Raw genomic sequence first — 15,857 nt, forward strand, 5'->3', positions numbered from 1 at the left:
TCCGCCTGCCGGATCGGCCGAGCGCGTCCGGCTCGGGGGTCAGCCCGTACGGGCCCCGAGCCGGGCGGCCAGCGCCGGGAACTGGGCCAGCGCATTGCCCCGCTCGACAGCCAGGCGCTCGTCGGGACCGAACGTCTCGTCCAGTTGGGGCGCGGGATCTCCGGCCCCCAGGAACAAGGGACTGCTGAACGGCCAGTCGGTGGCGAACAGGATGTGCTCGGCGCCGGCCAGCTCCCGCACCGACTTCATCGCCTGGGGCGCCGGCGAGAGGGCCGTGTCGTAGAAGAGGCCGCGGAACTGCGCACTGCTGTCCGCCGACCCGGAGGCGCCGAACCGCTGGGCGAGCTCGGGGGTCAGCGTCAACAGGCTCGCACGGTAGGAGACGTAGGGCAGCGTGCCGCCGGCGTGGGCGGCCAGCCAGCGGATGCGCGCGTGCCGCTCGTACACCCCCTTGTAGAGCATGTTGACCAGCGCTCGCGTGGTGTCGAACGTGAACTCGTAGAGGAAGGGCGGCAGCCCCAGGTCGGGATAGGCCGAGGGGGTCACCGGGTGGACGAACACCATGGCCCGCAGGTCGTCGAGTTCGCGCAGCAACGGCTCGAAGACGGGATCGCCCAGGTAGGTCCCGCCGTAACTGCTGAACAGGCCCACGCCGTCCAACCCGAGTTCACGCACCGCCCTCCGGGCTTCCACCACCGCGTCGCCCACGTCCATCGCGGTCACCCTGCGGCCCAACGGCAGGACCGCGAAGCCGCCGAAGCGCCCCTGGCGGTAGGTGGATCCGCAGACGAGCTCACGGCTCATGTAGGTGTTCAGGCGCCGCGCCATGGCCAACCGGTCGGCGGCGGCATCCAGATAGGTGACCCCCGGCTCGGAGACGGAGACCACCTGCGCCTCGATGCCGTAGCGGTTCATGAAGTCGACCGCGAGGGCCGGGCTCCACACCGGGACCGGCACTCCGCCGATCTCGACGACGCCGTGCGCGGCGAGGGACTGCCGGTAGAAGTCCGGGAGCAGGTGGCAGTGCACGTCGATGCGGCCCCGGCCGCGCGTCACGGGCGACCGCGGCGCCGGGTCGGGCGATGCCGCGCGGGCCGGCGTCGGATCGAGCGCCGCGGTGGCGACGGCGAGCGGCAGGGCGGCCTTGAGGAGCCTTCGGCGCCCCGGACTTGGGGCATTCTCGGTTTCGGTGTCGGTCATTACGCGCACCTCCTGTGGGCAACGGGACGCAGCATGAACCGTTGGCGGGTCGTCATCGGCACCAAGCAGGCATGCCGGACCGGCGGGTCTGCGTCGCCACGGACGCACCCGTTCATGTAGCGGTCACTACAGACTCATGTAGTGACCGCTACGGTAAGAGGGGTGAAGGTCGGAGTCAATGGGCAGGGCACGGCGAGATCCGGTCAGGGGACCATGCAGGGCGCACCGCCCACCGCCGCTCTCCCCGGATCCCGGTGCGGGCCGCCACACCGCCCTGCGGGCAGCTCACTTCAGCCGACAGGTCTTCGACGGCTTGCCACTGCGACACGAGCGCCCAGGTACGTAGAGCCCACCAGGCGCGGCCGCTGCTACCGATCCGCCGACTTCGCCCGGTGGGCGGCGATCAGGTCGCGGTACCAGGTGTACGAGGCCTTCGGGGTGCGCTGCTGGGTGGCGAAGTCGACGTGGACGAGGCCGAAGCGCTGGTGGTAGCCCTCGGCCCATTCGAAGTTGTCGAGGAGGGACCAGGTGTAGTAGCCGCGGATGTCGATGCCTTCGGCGGTGGCCTGGGCGAGGGCGTCGAGGTGGGCGGACATGAAGTCGATGCGGGGCTGGTCGGGGGTGGTGGACTCCTCGACGGAGCAGCCGTTCTCGGTGATGGTGAGGGGCGGGAGGGCCTTGCCGTACGACTCGCGGAGGTTGAGGAGGAGTTGGCGGAGGGCGTCGGGGACGACGGGCCAGCCGAAGGCGGTGTGGGGAACGTCGGGGATGTCGACGAGGTCGAAGGGGAGGCCGGGCTCGGTGGGGGCGGCGACGCGGGTGGGGTTGTAGAAGTTGAGGCCGAGGCCGTCGAGGCCGGGGGTGTGGATGAGGTCGAGGTCGCCGTCGCGCACGGCGCCGAAGATGTCGTCGGGGACACCGAGGGCGGTGAGGTCGGGGTAGCGGCCGAGGAGGACGGGGTCGGTGAACAGGCGGTTGTGGAGGGCGTCGTAGGCCTCGGCGGCGGCGAGGTCGGCGGGCGAGGGGGTGGCCGGCTCGACGGGGGTGAGGTTGTTGGAGAGCATCGCCTCCAGGCCGCGGTCGTGGAGGACGGTGGCGGCCAGGCCGTGGGCGAGGAGCTGGTGGTGGGCGGCGGGGAGGGCCTCGAACATCAGGGTGCGGCCGGGGGCGTGGGTGCCCAGGGCGTAGCCGAAGACGGTGTGGACGAAGGGCTCGTTGAGGGTGATCCAGGCGGGGACGCGGTCGCCGAGGCGGTCGGCGACGATCCCCGCGTACTCGGCGAAGCGGTACGCGGTGTCGCGGTTCAGCCAGCCGCCGTGGTCCTCGAGGCCCTGCGGGAGGTCCCAGTGGAAGAGGGTGGGCAGCGGGGTGATGCCGGCTTCGAGGAGGGCGTCGACGAGGCGGTCGTAGAAGGCGAGGCCGGCGGCGTTCACGGCGCCCGCGCCGGTGGGCTGGACGCGGGACCAGGCGACGGAGAAGCGGTAGCCGTCGAGTCCGAGGCCCTTCATCAGGGCGATGTCCTCGGGGCACCGGTGGTAGTGGTCGCAGGCCACCGCGCCGGTGTGGCCGTCGCGGACGGCGCCGGGGCGGGCGGCGAAGGTGTCCCAGACGGAGGGCCCGCGGCCGTCCTCGTTCACCGCCCCCTCGATCTGGTAGGCGGCGGTGGCGGCACCCCAGCGGAACCCCGCCGGCAGGTCGAAGCGGTCCGGCATGACAGCCTCCTGACGGAAACATGAGGGGAAGTCATGTTACCGGCGCGGCGCCAAAACACCAGAGTGGGACGACGGAAGGGACCGGAGCCCCGCAGAGGGCCTCGGTCCCTTCTGTCGTCCGGTGGCCGGGGGTGAGGGGCTCGCCCCCGGCCCCGTCACCACACGTCGGCGAGCTCCCGCAGCAGTTCGACCACCCGTGCCGTCTGCGCCGGCCCGAGCCGCGGGTCCGGCGCCACCGAGGTGAAGACCAGGGCCAGCATCACCGCCGCGTCCAGCCGGTAGAGGAGGTCGGCCGCGGGGGTGACGGAGGACTTCCCGCCCGCGGCCTCGTAGCCCTGGCGGATCGCCCGCTCGTCCAGGCCGTTCTCCGGGATGAGCGCGTACTCGGACATCCGCGCCAGTTCCATCGCGGGGTCGCCGATCAGCACGTTGGACCAGTCGATCAGCGCGGCCACCCGCCCCTGGCTGCACAGCAGGTTCTGCCGGCGCAGGTCCAGGTGGAGCAGCGCGGGCTCGGCCGACGTCTCGGCGAGGCGGGCCGCGATCGCCGCGCGCTCGGGCAGTTCGCCCAGGCCCGGGCGGAGGTCCAGCAGCCTGCCGAACCGGTCGGGCAGCCGCTGCGCCAGCAGGTCGGGGACGGGCCGGCCGTACTGGACGACGGGCGCCAGGTCCGGGGCCGGCTTGGCGTGCAGCGCCGCGAACAGCGCCCCGACCTCGGACCAGTCCGGTGCCTGGGCGTCGGAGTCCACGAAGGCCGAGAGCAGCACCGGCGTGCCCGTCCGGGTGTACTCGATGCCCAGGGCGCGGGCGACCGGGAAGCCGTCCGGGGCCAGCCACTGGGTGATCCGGAGTTCCTGCTCCAGCAGGCCGTCCGCGCCGACGCCGACGTTGTTCGCGGTGTGGAACGTACGGGCGCGCGGCACGCGCAGCACCACGTCCTCGTGCGCCGCGCCGCTCAGCGGGCTCGCCCGGTAGACGAGGAACTCCACGCCGCTGCTGAGCACCGCGGGCGGGGTGTAGCCGAGCGAGCCCGCGAGTTCGGCGAGCCCGTCCGTGACGTCCTGGTCGATCAGTTGTCCAGTGGCGGGAAGCCTCACCAGAAACCTTCCTCTGTTTGTCATTTGACGGCCAGGAAGCCCTCGAAGCAGGTGTACTTCTGGGCCGTCATGGCCTGGCCGGACCCGCCCTGCTGCCCTGGCGACGCTCCGCCAGGGTGCGGATCAGGGTACCGGTCGAGCAGCCCACGTCGAGGAGGAGGCCGTCCTCTACGACGATGCCGGCGTAGTGCCGGGCGACCAGCTCCGGCAGTTGCGGGAACTCCCTCGGCCGGCAGCGGGGCGATGCTCGTGTGGGTCTGGAGGTCGCGGACGGCGTGGCAGTCGCCGATGACGGCCGGGAAGTCGCCCGTGGCGAGCTGGTTGGTGCTCTCCTGGGGCGGCACGCCGGATTCCGTTGATTCCGCCACGCTGCCGTGTCGCCGTACTGCCGTACTGCCGCGCCGACCCGGTTCGGGACGCGGCCGGGCCCGTCCTCCCGGTGGGGCGGGAGGACGGGCCCGGGCGGGTCAGCGGTGGGTCAGCGGGGATCAGTGGCGGGTCAGTGACGGACCGGCGGCGGCAGCTGCCGCTCCCGGGCGGGCGCGGTGAAGGCGACCGGACCGGTGCTGGAGGGGGTGCTGCCGCCGCGGACGGGCAGGCCGCCCTCGACGGCGTACATGGCCTCGTCGTAGGCCTGGCCGTCGGCCGGGGCCCTGCCGACCGCGAAGATCGCCACCGCCTTGCCGTCGAGGACGGAGGTGGAGAGGTAGTCGCCGACCATGGCGCCGCCTCCGGTGGCGGCGATCCGGGACAGCGGCATCGGGCCGGCGACGGTCCGCGGCGCGCTCCAGGTGGCGCCGCCGTTGGCGGAGGAGATGAAGCCGACCTCCAACTCGCAGGTGGCGTCCGTGCAGTCGGCGTTCGGGTAGAAGTAGTAGTACAGCCCGAGCTTGGCGCTGCGCCCGGAGGTGGCGCGGTCGACGCCGAGGCCGGGGAGGAAGTGGTCGGCGCCGCTGGTGGTGGCGTCGATCGGCACCCGGGTCACGGCGGACCAGGTGGTCCCGTCGGTCGAGGTCGCGTAGACGATGTCGTTGCCCGGGCAGCCGGCCCGGAACCGGCAGTCCTGCCAGGCGACGTAGACCCGGCCGGCGCCGTCGATCTCGGCCGAGGGCAGGCCCTCGCCGTCGCGCAGGCCGCCCGCGACGCCGTGCGCCACGACGTCGGCGACCAGGACGGTGGAGCCCCAGGACCGGCCCCCGTCGGTCGAGTTGAAGGAGCGGATCGAGGTGGTGTCGGTCGAGAAGGGGACCACGACCCGGCCGTCGGGCTGCACCAGCGGCTGGCCGCCGAGGCCCAGGTTGACGCCGGACGGGCCCGACGGGGCGGACCAGGTGGCGCCGCCGTCCCGGGAGGCGGACATCACCACCAGGTTGTCGGAGGAGGGGATGTCGACCTCGATGTAGCAGGTGCCGAAGTACGGGCTGGACGGGGTGTTGTCGCAGACGATCCACTCCTTGTCGTAGCCCTGGCCGTCGAAGCCGACCGCCCGCACCGGGTCCTGCCAGCGCAGGCCGTCGGCCGAGCGGCTGACGGTCACCCCGACGGGGTTGATCGCCGCGTCGATGACCAGGCCGGCGATCATCCAGGTGCCGTGCCTGGCGTCGTAGGCGATCGAGGGGTCGGAGGCCCGGGCCCAGTTGCCGCCGCCCTGGTGGGTGGTGATGCCGGGCAGGATGCCGTGCCGCCAGGTGGCGCCGCCGTCCCGCGAGGTGTTCCAGCTGAGGGCGGCCGAACCGCCGGCGGGGAACCGGCCGACCTGGGACGAGGAGACGATCGTGCCGCCGTAGGCGAAGGTGTCGGGCTCCACCTCGGTGGCGTGCTGGCTTCCGGTCCCGGTGTCGGTGAACGGGTCGGCGCTCACCTGCAGCAGGCGCGGTCCGCCGCCGTCGACGGTCAGGGCGTACGGGGCGGCGCCGGCGGCCGGGGCGGCGTTCCAGGCCGCGCCGGTCAGGACGAGGGCGGCCGCGGCGGCGACGGCGAACGGCCGCCGCCAGCGGGCAGGGGTGCGCGGGTGCTTCATCCGAAGCTCCTTCGCGTGGGGGGAAGGTACGGACGACGAGGGGCGGGCCGCGGTCCGAGGGCGCGGCGACCCGCCCCGGTTGGCGCGTGCGGATCGGAGGAGTCCGGCGCCGTCGAGGCTCGTGGGGGCGACGCCGCCCGATCGCGTGCCGCGCGCAGAAGTGCACACGTGTTCGCAAATCGGAAGTGTGAGCCGGATCATGACATCGCACAAGATGTGCAACCAAAACGGAACGGCGCCTCGCGGACCGTCGGGTCCGGCGCCCCTCCCCCGGCGCGGGGCGACGCCCCCCTGGACGTGAATACTGGCTGGTTGTCATCCGTTTTCCGTGGCTGGGGCGTCCTGAAGGCATGAAGCGCGAATCGATCCTCCCGGGGGGCTCCGGATCCGACCCGTTCGACGAGTTCGTCGTAGCCCGGTACCAGGCCCTGCTGCGGGGGGCGTACCTGATCACGGGTGACGTCCACGACGCCCGGGACCTGCTGCACGACGCCCTCGCGCAGGTGTACCCGAAGCGTTCGACGATCCGGGACACGGCCGCTACCGAGGGGTACGTCCGCAGGACGATGGTCCGCACCCACGTCTCGCGCTGGCGGCGGACCAGACGCGAAGTGCTCACCTCCGCGCTGCCGGACGGACCGGCGGCCCCGGAGGGCGAACGGGACGACCAGCTGGCGGCGGCACTGGCCGGACTGCCCAAGCGGCAGCGGGCCGCCGTGGTGCTGCGCTACTACCTGGACCTGCCGGTCGCTCAGGTGGCGGAGGAGCTGGGGTGCTCGGTGCCCACGGCGAAGACGCACCTGGCGCGCGGGATCAAGGCGCTTCGACAGGACATGGAAAACGTGAGGGAGCTGGTAGGCCGTGAGCGCTGAGGACAGGTTCGAGGAGGAGCTGGTCACCCGGCTCGGAACACACGCGGCAGGGATCGCCGGCACCCCGCCGCTGGCCGAACTGCACCGGGCCGGGCGTCGGCGCGCCCGGCGGCAGGCCACCGTACGGGGGGTGACGGCGGCCGCGGTGCTGGTCCTCGGAGCGGGAGCGCTGACGCAGCTCGGTGGCGGCGGCCCCGGGAGCGACCGTACGGGGGCGGCCGGGACGGGCCTCAGCGTGCTGACTCCGACGGCGGGGGCGACGGCGCCGGGGCGCACCGCCGTGATGCTGAACTGTGTGAACGGGCCCACGTCGATGCGGACACCGGGCTGGCACCAGCACTCCAGCCGGCAGCCCTGGGAGACGCCGTCGGCGATCACCTCGTCGGGCTACTCGTCGTCGTGGACGCCGCCGCCGGGCTCCCCTTGGTTGGGCCTGTTGTCGCCGGCCACCCCTCCGCCGGGCTACTCGTCCTCGGACGTCCCGTCGACAGGCACGCCGTTCTCCGGCCTCCCGTCGTCGTCCGGCTCGCCGTCGCCCCTGCCCACGGACTCGGGCTCGGGCTCGCCGTCGTCGCTGTCGTCGGAGGACCCGGCGGAGGCCCGTGTGACCCGGGCGGGTGATTCCATCGAGACGCTGGCGATGACCGACTACCCGGACCACTACTTCGGCACGTGCCGCGACAGGAACACGGACACGCTCTACGTGATGCGGGTCCCCGGCAGCGGCCTGGACGCCGCCGTGACCGCGAGGGCGGCCGACTGGCCCACGGTGAAGGTGCGGTTCGCCGACGCCGCGGGCTCCCGCGAGCAGCTCATGACCGTCCTGAACCGGATCCGCGCGGACACCGAGGAGTGGCGGGCCAGGGGCGTGGTGATCGACGGGCTGACGCTCGCCATCGACGGCACCGGCGTCGTGGTCGACACCCCGCAGTGGCAGTCCGCCGAGGCGGACATCAAGGCGAAGTACGGGGCCCTGGTGGCCGAGGTCCGCTAGCGGTCCCGGTCTCAACGCCGTTGTCTACCAAGGGATTTGGGTCAGGGGCGGAGCCGGAGGGCGGTGTCACCGATCGGGTCGGTGGCTCCGCCGTCCGGCGTGTCCGGGTTCCGGCGTGCTCACTCGTGGGCGCTGATCTCGCCGCCGGCGCTGAGCACGATGGAGACGCCGTTGGCGTCGACCCCGACATCGTGCTGGTTCGCCTCCAGCGTGCCGTACACCGCGTTCTCGTTGCCGAGGATCTCCGCGCGGTACCGGAGTTCGCCGACCTTCGTGACCTTGGCCGTCCAGCCGCCCGCCAGCTTGAAGGTGCCCGGCCCCTGGTGACTGCCGCCCATCCAGGAGCGGATCCGGCCGTCCAGCGAGAGCATGACGAACATGCCGTTGGCGTCGAGCCCGTCGTCGTGCTCCTTCGTCTCCATGGTGGCGAGGACCTGACCGGCGTTGACGATCTTGGCGGTGTAGTGCTGGTTGCCGAGGTCGTGGATCTCGGCCTTGCTGCCGTCCACCAGGGTCTCGGTACGGACCCCCTGGCCCCCCTTGGGCGGGGTGGCCGACGTGGTCGCGGCGTGCCCGCTGGGCGCGGCGGCCGGAGGGGTGGCGCCGCGCGTGCCGGTCGGAGTGGGCGCGGCGGAGGCCGTGGCCGGAGGCTCGGTGGCGGGCGCGGCGGGCGGCGCGGTGGCAGCCGCCGACGCGGTGGCCGGCGCGGCCGCGCCGGTCGCGCCCGACGTGGAGGAGCAGGCCGTCGCGGCGGGCACCAGCAGGGCCGCGGTCAGGACGGTTCCGGCCAGCGTACGGGCAGTGGTCGCGCGGCGGATCGTCGAGAAGGGCATGCGGTTCTCCTGAGCGAAGTGCGGGTGAGGAGCGCGCGGCGCCCTCTCCTGCGGGGACCGGAGGGCGGCTTCGCGTGCAGTTCGAAGGTAGTACGAACAGTCGACGGAATGGAGCCTTCCGTGTCACCGAACTGCAACGCCCCTGGCCGCACGGCTCCGGTCACGCCGGCGCTGAGCCGTACTCAAATCGCCTGCCACCGCCGTCGGTACGGCCGCGCCGACGGGCGGTCAGCGCTTCGCGGTGGCGGCGGGAAGCTGTCCGCGCACCCACGCGGGGTCGGGGTTGGTGTGCGGTCGGCCGGTCACGACGACAGTCGGCACGGTCTCGTTGCCGTCGTTGGCCGCCCGCACCACCGCGGCCGCCTCCGGGTCGCGCCAGATGTTCACCCAGTGCACCCGCCGGGCCGCCCGGCCCAGCCGGATCCGCAGCCGCAGGCAGTACATGCAGCCCGGCCTCCAGTACACCACCGGCCAGCCGTCGGCCGCGCTGCGGCGCTGCGCCTCCGCCGCGCCGAGCGACTTCGGGAAGACCAGGGTCGAGCTCACGGCCGCGAGCCCCGCGAACCCCAGCAGGTACACGACGGCCGCTCCGCGGCTCCCGCTCGACACGAGTCCGCCCGCGACGGCCGCACCGCAGAGCACCAACAACAACGGCAGCATCCACACACGCATCATGGCGACCCAGGCTATCCGTACACGGCCCTCGCCGCTCCACTCCCCCGGCCCTGCCACGCGATGACCCCCACCGTTTGAATCGATGCCCTTGCACTGTACCGATAGTGACGTTGCGTCAGAACGGCTCGCGATGGCGGCGGACCGCCGGGAAGCCCGCGGGCCGATGTCAGGCGAGGTCGCGCGGCCGGCGGAGCGGGCCGGCCGCCAGAATCACCGGGCCCGCCAGGCTGCACACCGCCAGCAGGAGCAGGGCCGTACGCGGCCCCCAGGCCGTGGAGGCGGCACCGGCCAGCAGCGCGCCGACCGGGATGGAGCCCCAGGAGACGAACCGGACGGTGGCCATCACCCTCGGGAGCAGCTCCGGCGGAGTGTGGGTCTGCCGGTGGGTGCGGGCGACGATGGTGGTGACCACGACGCCCGCCGCGAAGCCCGCGTTGCCGAGGGCGAAGACCAGCGCCGCCCATCCGGAACCGGCCACCGGGAGCAGGAAGGTGACGAGCGCGGCGATCCGTGCCGACCACCGCAGGGCGCCACCGCTGCCGATCCGGGAGACCACCCGGGGCGTCAGGGCGGCGCCGACCAGGCTGCCCAGGCCTCCGGTGGCCATCAGCGCGCCGACGGCCGCGGCCGGGGCGTCGAGGGCGTCCACCAGGAACACCGGAGTGAGCGTCATCAGCCCGCCGGAGACGAAGTTGACCGCGGTGGCGTAGGCGGCACACGGCCCGATCACCGGATGTCGGGTGACGAAGTGCCAGCCCTCGCGGATCTGCCTCCACATCCCCGCGCCGCCCGGCCGCCGGGCGGGCCGCTCCGCGCGCGGCAGACTGCGCAGCAGCGCCGCCGAGACCAGGTAGCTGACGGCGTCCAGCACCATCGCGGCCGCGCCGCCGACGAGTTGGACCAGCACCCCGCCCAGCGAGGGGCCGGCCAGCTCGGTCGCGGCGCTGCTGCCGGAGAGCAGGCTGTTGCGGACGGTCAGCTCCTCCTTGGCGACGATCGAGGGCAGGAAGGTGGAGTTGCCGACGTCGAAGACCACACCCGCCAGCCCGACCAGCAGCGCGACCACCACCAACTGCGGCAGGCCGAGCACGCCCAGGGCCGCCGCCACCGGCACCGAGGCCACCGCCGCCCCGCGCAAGAGGTCCATCGCCACCTGGGTGCCGCGCAGCGGGAGCCGGTGGACCAGGACCCCGGCCGGCAGTCCGACCAGCAGCCAGGCCAGGTACCCGGCGCCGGTGACCAGGCCGACCTGCCAGGCCGTCGCGTGCAGGGTGAGCACGGCGATCAGCGGCAGGGCCACGACGGACACCTGGTTCCCGAGCCGGCTGACCAGCGATCCGGTCCAGTAGCGCCAGAACACCCCCGCCGAGGTCCGGTGTCGCGCCTCCCGCTCCGCTGCGCGGTCCGCCGCGACCGCCGTCCGCGTCGTCACATCCATCTTCGGTCCGTCCCTTCCGTCGCAACCGGCCCACCCGTCGCTCCCCTGCTTCCCCGGCGCCGGCGCTCCCGGCCGCACGCTGGAGTCCGGCGCCCATCGAGACCGCACGGCCGCACGCACCACCCGCGAGGCCCCGGGCCACCGCACCGGCGCCCAAGTCACGGACCAGCCGGTCGCGTTCGCCGAGCACGCCGCGCCGCACCCGCCCACCGTCCGGGCCGCGGGCGTCGACCGGCCCGAACGGATCACCCTCGCGCCGGACGCCACCCGCACCATCCGTGGGGTCCGCTACCGGTGATCGACCCGGCGGGATCGGTGAAGGGCGCCCGCGGCCCGGTCGACGGGCTCACGGCACACTGACGGCGGGCCGTGACCGGCCCAGCCCTGACGCACCGGGCGTCCGCACAGCCGCCCGGGTCCTGACGCGTCCCTGCCCAACTCACCCGACGCCCACACCCCGAACGACCGAACACGCCACGGCCGTCACACCGAAACCCGGCCACCCCATGCGGCGGCCCGCACACCCGGCCGAACCCTGGCCGGATCCCGCCGCCCCCGGGGCCGCCCCCGCGCGCTCCGCCCGACCGCCCCGACACTCCCGCCGGGAACCCTCGCGCGACCAGCCCGCCAACGACGTCCGGCACCAGCCCGGTCGACCCGCCGCGTCGAGGCCCGGCCACGCGCCCGGCCCGGCGGCGCGGCCGTCCCCGCGGGAGAACCACCCGGAAGGCCCGCTTCCGGATTGTGACGTGCCCCTGTCTAGTTCGTTCCCGTCCCGGTGTGGTGGGATGAGCCTCACGGGGATGAACCGCTGACGGGGGTGTGTGCTGGTGCGGAATGGATGGTTGCGGGAGCTGGACGGGGACGCGGTGCGCCTGGCGGCCGTGGGGCTGGTGCGGCTGGGGGCGCAGGACTGGCTGAGTACGGAGGGCGGGGCGCCGGCCTGGGTGGGCGGGTTGCGGGCGGCCTCGTTCGCCGATGCCTGGCTGGCGTTCGGGGACGGGCCCGCGTCCGGGTTGCGGGCGCCCGCGCCGGAGGTGCTGCGGGCCGTGGTCGCCCGGGCCGCGGAGCTGGTGCTGCGCTCCTGCCGGGAGGACGGTCCGGCGGCCCTGGAGTGGCTCGGGCAGCGCTCGGCGGAGGCCCGGGAGCAGGCGCATCGGGAGGGCGCCTCGCACCCGGCCGAGCCCTGTGCGCTGACCCTGGTGTGGCACGGGGTCCAGGCGCTGACCGCCGAGGACGGGCCGGATCACGCCCGCCGGATCGAGGAGCGCGCCGAGGCGTACGTGCGGGAGCGGCACTGCCGCCAGGACACCCTGGCGCTGGTGCTGTGCTGCACCCGGATCGCCGCGGCCGCGCTGGTGGAGCTGTGCGAGGGCGATCCGGAGCGGGTGGCCGGCTGGCTGGAGCAGGACGCGGCACGTTCCATGCCGCGCGCCGGCCGGGTGCCGCTGTGGGTACCGGGCCGACCGGCCCTGCCCGCCGGCTGACCGGGCCGACCGGGCCGCCGACCGGGCCGGCTGGAACGCCGGCCGGCCCGGTCAGGCCGCGTCGAGCAGCCGGGCGACCTCCGTCATGGCCGCCCCCAGCGGCAGGTCGAGGCGGAGCCCGGCGAGTTCGTCCCCGCGTGTCGGCCCCTGGTTGACGATCGCGACCGGCAGCCGGGCCCGGGCGGCGCGGCGGACGAAGCGCAGCCCGGACAGGACCGCCAGGGAGGACCCGAGGACCACCAACGAGCCCGCCGCGTCGACCAGTTCGTAGCAGTGCTCGACCCGGGGCGGTGGGACGTTCTCACCGAAGAAGACCACGTCGGGCTTGAGCACGCCGCCGCACGCCGTGCAGGCGGCGACCCGGAAGCCGTCCACCGCGGACTGCGGCAGCCGCGCGTCGCCGTCGGGCCGCAGCTCCGCCCGGGCCGACCGGAAGCCCGGGTTGAGCTCCTCCAGCCGTCCGTCCAGCTCGGCCCGGGTGCTGGTGCGGCGGCAGTCGAGGCAGACCACCCGGCGGAGTCCGCCGTGCAGCTCGACGGCCTCCCGGGTGCCGGCCGCGTGGTGGAGGCCGTCCACGTTCTGGGTGATGACCGCCGCGACGTGCCCGGCCCGGCGCAGCCGTTCCACCGCGTGGTGCCCGGCGTTGGGCCGGGCCCCGGCGATCGCGGGCCAGCCGGTGTGGCTGCGGGCCCAGTAGCGGCGCCGGGCCTCCGCGCTGCCGGTGAACTCCTGGTACGTCATCGGGGTGCCGCTGCGGCGGCGGCCGGTGGCGCCGCGGTAGTCGGGGATACCGGACTCGGTGGACAGGCCGGCCCCGCTGAGCACCACCGCGCCGCGCCGGTCCAGCAGCCGTACCAGGCCTTCCAGCTCCACTCCCGGGGGAACGGCGGCCTGCCCGCCCGGGTGTTCGAACGCGTCCATACCGTCGAGGTTAGGGCGTGGCGCCGCAGGAGGGGCCGGCACAGGTCCCGGACGCGTCGGGACGTGATCGCGGCACCGCGCGGTCCTGTCAGCTCTTCCGACCCCGCGGCACGTGGTTCCCCACCCGCCCGGACGGCTCCTCGGTGACACCGGCGGCACCGGCGGCGAAGGCCGTGATCCGCTCCAGCGGCGGGTTCCAGCCCCGGGTGGTGTCCACGGCCAGGCAGGGGGCGTCGAGCGCGATCGGCACCCAGGACTCGATCGGCCGCTCGCCGCGCGCGATGCGGCGCAGCAGCTCACCGTCCGCGTGGACGGCGCGACCGGGTTCCTCGGCGGCCCTGCGGGCGATGCGCTCGCGGGCGGTCCCGGGGTCGACGGTGCAGCGTACGATGCGCAGCTCGGCGCGGCCGACGAGCGGCAGCAGACCGGGCCGCCACAGCCGGTCCTGGAAGGCCGCTTCCGCCACCAGGTCCGTTCCCGCGCGCAGGAGTCCGTCGACGGTGCGGAAGAACTCGGTCAGCGTCCGCTGGTTCAGGTCCTGGTCCGGGCCCAAATCCAGGCCCAGGTCCTTGGCCGGGGCCTGCCGGGCGGCGGCCATCCGCTCCTTGATCTCGTCCCGGCAGACCGCCGGGCGGCCGAGCGCGTCGGCCAGGGCGTGCGCCAGCGTGGTCTTGCCCGCTCCGGGCGGGCCGCTCACGACGAGCAGGTGCGGGCGTCGGTCCATGGTGGGGGTTCGGTCCGTGCTGGGGGTTCGGTCCGTGGTCGGGAGGGAGGGTGTCATGCCTGGTGAGTCTGCGCCGGGCGGCCGCCGCCCGCCACCTCCCCTGCGGGTGGCGGACGGCGGACGGCGGCATCGCGCCGCCGGAACCCGCCGGAGCCGCCGTTCCAGTGGACCCGCCCCTCGGGAAACCCCGCCGACGCGGAGGTGAACGAGGCCGAACCGCCGCTACAGGAGCAGATGTTGCCGCATTCCGGCGACCGGACGCCGGACCCGCCGCCTCAGCCCCAGCCGGGCACCGGCGGCAGCGGCCACCCCGGCGGCCCGGGCAGCGGCCCGTCCGCCCGCAGGCCCTCCGCCCGCAGGCGCTCCACCGACCCGCGCCCCGACAACCAGGCGAGCAGGGCGTGGCCGGGGCCGCTGACGGTGGGGCCGGACGGCGCCAGGGCCCAGTCGCGGCCGAGGTCGGTGGCCGTCAGCCGGGCGACGGGGAATCCGCGCGCGGCCAGGGCGGCCGCCGTCCCGTCGAGCGCCCAGGCGACGTACCCGGTGGGCCAGTCAGCGGTCGAGCGGCCGAGGTCCAGGTCGACGTGGTGGGTTTCGAGCTCCCGCCACGCCCGGTGCAGGGTGAACCACGCCGGGTGCCGCCAGCCGGCGAGGGCGGTGACCGGCGTGGACCACCGTTCGGCGGGCATCGCGGCGGCCGCCGCGAACATCCCGTCCAGGCTGTTCCGCAGGTCGGCGGCCGGCTCCGCCGCACCGCGCCCGGCGCCCTCGCCCAGGGCGCGGTCCGGCGCGGCGGCCCCGGCGCGCGGACCCGGCTCGGTGCCGGTGCGGGCCACGGTCAGCAGCCACCGGTACGCGTCGGCGCTGCGGGCGAGGTGGGTGAGGACGTGGGCGCGGCTCCAGCCGGGCAGCGTCGAGGGCTCGCGGGCCTGCCGGTCGGTCAGCGTGCCGACGGTGGCGAGCACCCGCCCGGCGGAGGCCCGCACCTCGGCGAGCAGCGCGCCGACCCCGGACCCGTCCAGGCCTGCGGGCGGCGGCCCGGGAGACGTCACGGGCGGCGCGCCCAGGCGGAGATCATCGGGGCGGTGGCCAGGTCGAGCCGGCCGGTCGCGACGTTGGCCAGGTGGCGGTCGATCTCCTCGTCCGTCGCGAGGCCTTCCCGCACCAGCAGTCCGCGGATCTGCCGGACGGTCGCGTCCTCCAGGACCGCGCAGGCCGGCGAGGTGATCGGGAAGTACGCGTCGGCCTGGACGTCGACCAGGCCCGCCTCGCGCAGCGCCCTGGGCAGCGTCCGCCCGTACGCGAGGTCGGCGCCGCGGCCCGCCATCAGGGTGCGGAAGCCGGTCCGCAGCCGGTTGGCGAGGCGCTCGTCGGGGCCGGACTCGTCGGGGCAGAGCAGCGGTTGCAGGGCCGGGTCGGCGTCCTCCAGGAGCAGCCGGCCGCCGGGGCGCAGCGCCCGCACCATCCTGCGCAGGGCCTCGGCGCGGTCGGCGACGTGCACCAGGACCAGCCGGGCGTGCACCAGGTCGAAGCCGCCGGGCGGCGGCGGGTCGGCGGCCACGTCGTGGCGCAGCACCTCGATCACGCCGCCGGCGGCGGGGGCGGTCCAGGAGACGTCGATGTCGGTGGCGACCACCGCGCCGGTCGGGCCGACGCGTTCGGCGAGCCCGAGCGGCACCGAGGGGCCGCCCGCGCCGACCTCCCAGCAGCGCATGCCGGGGCCGATCCCGAGGGCGTCGACGTGCCGGAAGGTCACCGGGTCGAAGAGTTCGGCGAGGGCGCCGAAGCGGATGCCCGCCTCCGACTGGCGGTTGTCCAGGAGGTAGCCGTGGTCGCTCTCGTGCTCAGCCATGCCGGGATTCTCGCAGGCGGCGGCTCGGCCGG

14 protein-coding genes are annotated in these 15,857 nt (G+C 74.8%); 3 read left to right on the top strand and 11 right to left on the bottom strand.

The features are described 5' to 3' along the window. Positions 1-39 precede the first annotated feature (39 nt). The 4 genes from ACFVU7_RS19850 to ACFVU7_RS19865 form a co-directional block, all read right to left on the bottom strand. Entirely contained in the window at positions 40-1,200 is a 1,161-nt protein-coding gene (locus ACFVU7_RS19850) for an amidohydrolase family protein (RefSeq protein ID WP_388046200.1), read from the bottom strand. 368 nt (positions 1,201-1,568) lie between these two features. Next, a complete protein-coding gene (locus ACFVU7_RS19855; RefSeq protein ID WP_388046202.1) occupies positions 1,569-2,912 on the bottom strand; it encodes a GH1 family beta-glucosidase in 1,344 nt (447 codons plus the stop codon). Positions 2,913-3,067: 155 nt separating this feature from the next. Then, entirely contained in the window at positions 3,068-4,009 is a 942-nt protein-coding gene (locus ACFVU7_RS19860) for a phosphotransferase family protein (protein WP_388046204.1), read from the bottom strand. 499 nt (positions 4,010-4,508) lie between these two features. Beyond that, positions 4,509-6,029, bottom strand: a complete 1,521-nt coding sequence (locus ACFVU7_RS19865) for a sialidase family protein (protein WP_079272534.1) — start codon at positions 6,027-6,029, stop codon at positions 4,509-4,511. A gap of 350 nt (positions 6,030-6,379) precedes the next feature. On the opposite strand from ACFVU7_RS19865, the gene ACFVU7_RS19870 reads away from it, so the two are divergent. Next, complete coding sequence (locus ACFVU7_RS19870; RefSeq protein ID WP_053112272.1) at positions 6,380-6,901, top strand: SigE family RNA polymerase sigma factor; 522 nt, start codon at positions 6,380-6,382, stop codon at positions 6,899-6,901. After that, positions 6,891-7,895 carry a hypothetical protein gene (locus tag ACFVU7_RS19875; RefSeq protein ID WP_388046206.1) on the top strand — a complete coding sequence of 335 codons (1,005 nt, stop codon included), beginning with the start codon at positions 6,891-6,893 and terminating at the stop codon, positions 7,893-7,895. The genes ACFVU7_RS19870 and ACFVU7_RS19875 overlap by 11 nt, the downstream gene beginning before the upstream one ends. A gap of 119 nt (positions 7,896-8,014) precedes the next feature. Here the strand turns inward: ACFVU7_RS19875 and ACFVU7_RS19880 are convergent, their stop codons facing one another. The 3 genes from ACFVU7_RS19880 to ACFVU7_RS19890 form a co-directional block, all read right to left on the bottom strand. After that, entirely contained in the window at positions 8,015-8,728 is a 714-nt protein-coding gene (locus tag ACFVU7_RS19880; RefSeq protein WP_388046208.1) for a hypothetical protein, read from the bottom strand. 228 nt (positions 8,729-8,956) lie between these two features. Next, positions 8,957-9,403, bottom strand: a complete 447-nt coding sequence (locus tag ACFVU7_RS19885) for a glutaredoxin domain-containing protein (protein WP_388046209.1) — start codon at positions 9,401-9,403, stop codon at positions 8,957-8,959. Positions 9,404-9,569: 166 nt separating this feature from the next. Then, positions 9,570-10,841, bottom strand: a complete 1,272-nt coding sequence (locus ACFVU7_RS19890; RefSeq protein ID WP_388046211.1) for an MFS transporter — start codon at positions 10,839-10,841, stop codon at positions 9,570-9,572. Positions 10,842-11,686: 845 nt separating this feature from the next. Here ACFVU7_RS19890 and ACFVU7_RS19895 point away from each other — a divergent pair. Continuing rightward, positions 11,687-12,328 carry a hypothetical protein gene (locus ACFVU7_RS19895; protein ID WP_388046213.1) on the top strand — a complete coding sequence of 214 codons (642 nt, stop codon included), beginning with the start codon at positions 11,687-11,689 and terminating at the stop codon, positions 12,326-12,328. Between the two features lie 51 nt (positions 12,329-12,379). On the opposite strand, the gene ACFVU7_RS19900 is transcribed toward ACFVU7_RS19895, so the two are convergent. The 4 genes from ACFVU7_RS19900 to ACFVU7_RS19915 form a co-directional block, all read right to left on the bottom strand. Continuing rightward, on the bottom strand, positions 12,380-13,249 hold the full coding sequence (locus ACFVU7_RS19900; RefSeq protein ID WP_074004589.1) for an NAD-dependent protein deacetylase: 870 nt from the start codon (positions 13,247-13,249) through the stop codon (positions 12,380-12,382). An 88-nt stretch (positions 13,250-13,337) separates the two neighbouring features. Further along, positions 13,338-13,973: an AAA family ATPase gene (locus ACFVU7_RS19905; protein WP_388046215.1), complete on the bottom strand. Its 636-nt coding sequence runs from the start codon at positions 13,971-13,973 to the stop codon at positions 13,338-13,340. A gap of 275 nt (positions 13,974-14,248) precedes the next feature. After that, positions 14,249-15,025 carry a maleylpyruvate isomerase family mycothiol-dependent enzyme gene (locus ACFVU7_RS19910; RefSeq protein WP_388046217.1) on the bottom strand — a complete coding sequence of 259 codons (777 nt, stop codon included), beginning with the start codon at positions 15,023-15,025 and terminating at the stop codon, positions 14,249-14,251. Continuing rightward, entirely contained in the window at positions 15,022-15,825 is an 804-nt protein-coding gene (locus ACFVU7_RS19915) for a methyltransferase domain-containing protein (protein WP_049660250.1), read from the bottom strand. Before ACFVU7_RS19915 ends, ACFVU7_RS19910 begins: the two co-directional genes overlap by 4 nt. Between the last annotated feature and the right edge of the window lie 32 nt (positions 15,826-15,857).

The organism is Kitasatospora sp. NPDC058046, from assembly GCF_042885595.1.
Taxonomy (GTDB): Bacteria; Actinomycetota; Actinomycetes; order Streptomycetales; family Streptomycetaceae; genus Kitasatospora.

Coding starts and splice junctions, on each gene's coding strand:
- ACFVU7_RS19900 (WP_074004589.1), bottom strand. CDS start 13,249: ATGGACGCGTTCGAACACCCGGGCGGGCAGGCCGCCGTTCCCCCGGGA.
- ACFVU7_RS19890 (WP_388046211.1), bottom strand. CDS start 10,841: ATGGATGTGACGACGCGGACGGCGGTCGCGGCGGACCGCGCAGCGGAG.
- ACFVU7_RS19880 (WP_388046208.1), bottom strand. CDS start 8,728: ATGCCCTTCTCGACGATCCGCCGCGCGACCACTGCCCGTACGCTGGCC.
- ACFVU7_RS19915 (WP_049660250.1), bottom strand. CDS start 15,825: ATGGCTGAGCACGAGAGCGACCACGGCTACCTCCTGGACAACCGCCAG.
- ACFVU7_RS19855 (WP_388046202.1), bottom strand. CDS start 2,912: ATGCCGGACCGCTTCGACCTGCCGGCGGGGTTCCGCTGGGGTGCCGCC.
- ACFVU7_RS19905 (WP_388046215.1), bottom strand. CDS start 13,973: ATGGACCGACGCCCGCACCTGCTCGTCGTGAGCGGCCCGCCCGGAGCG.
- ACFVU7_RS19870 (WP_053112272.1), top strand. CDS start 6,380: ATGAAGCGCGAATCGATCCTCCCGGGGGGCTCCGGATCCGACCCGTTC.
- ACFVU7_RS19850 (WP_388046200.1), bottom strand. CDS start 1,200: ATGACCGACACCGAAACCGAGAATGCCCCAAGTCCGGGGCGCCGAAGG.
- ACFVU7_RS19885 (WP_388046209.1), bottom strand. CDS start 9,403: ATGATGCGTGTGTGGATGCTGCCGTTGTTGTTGGTGCTCTGCGGTGCG.
- ACFVU7_RS19865 (WP_079272534.1), bottom strand. CDS start 6,029: ATGAAGCACCCGCGCACCCCTGCCCGCTGGCGGCGGCCGTTCGCCGTC.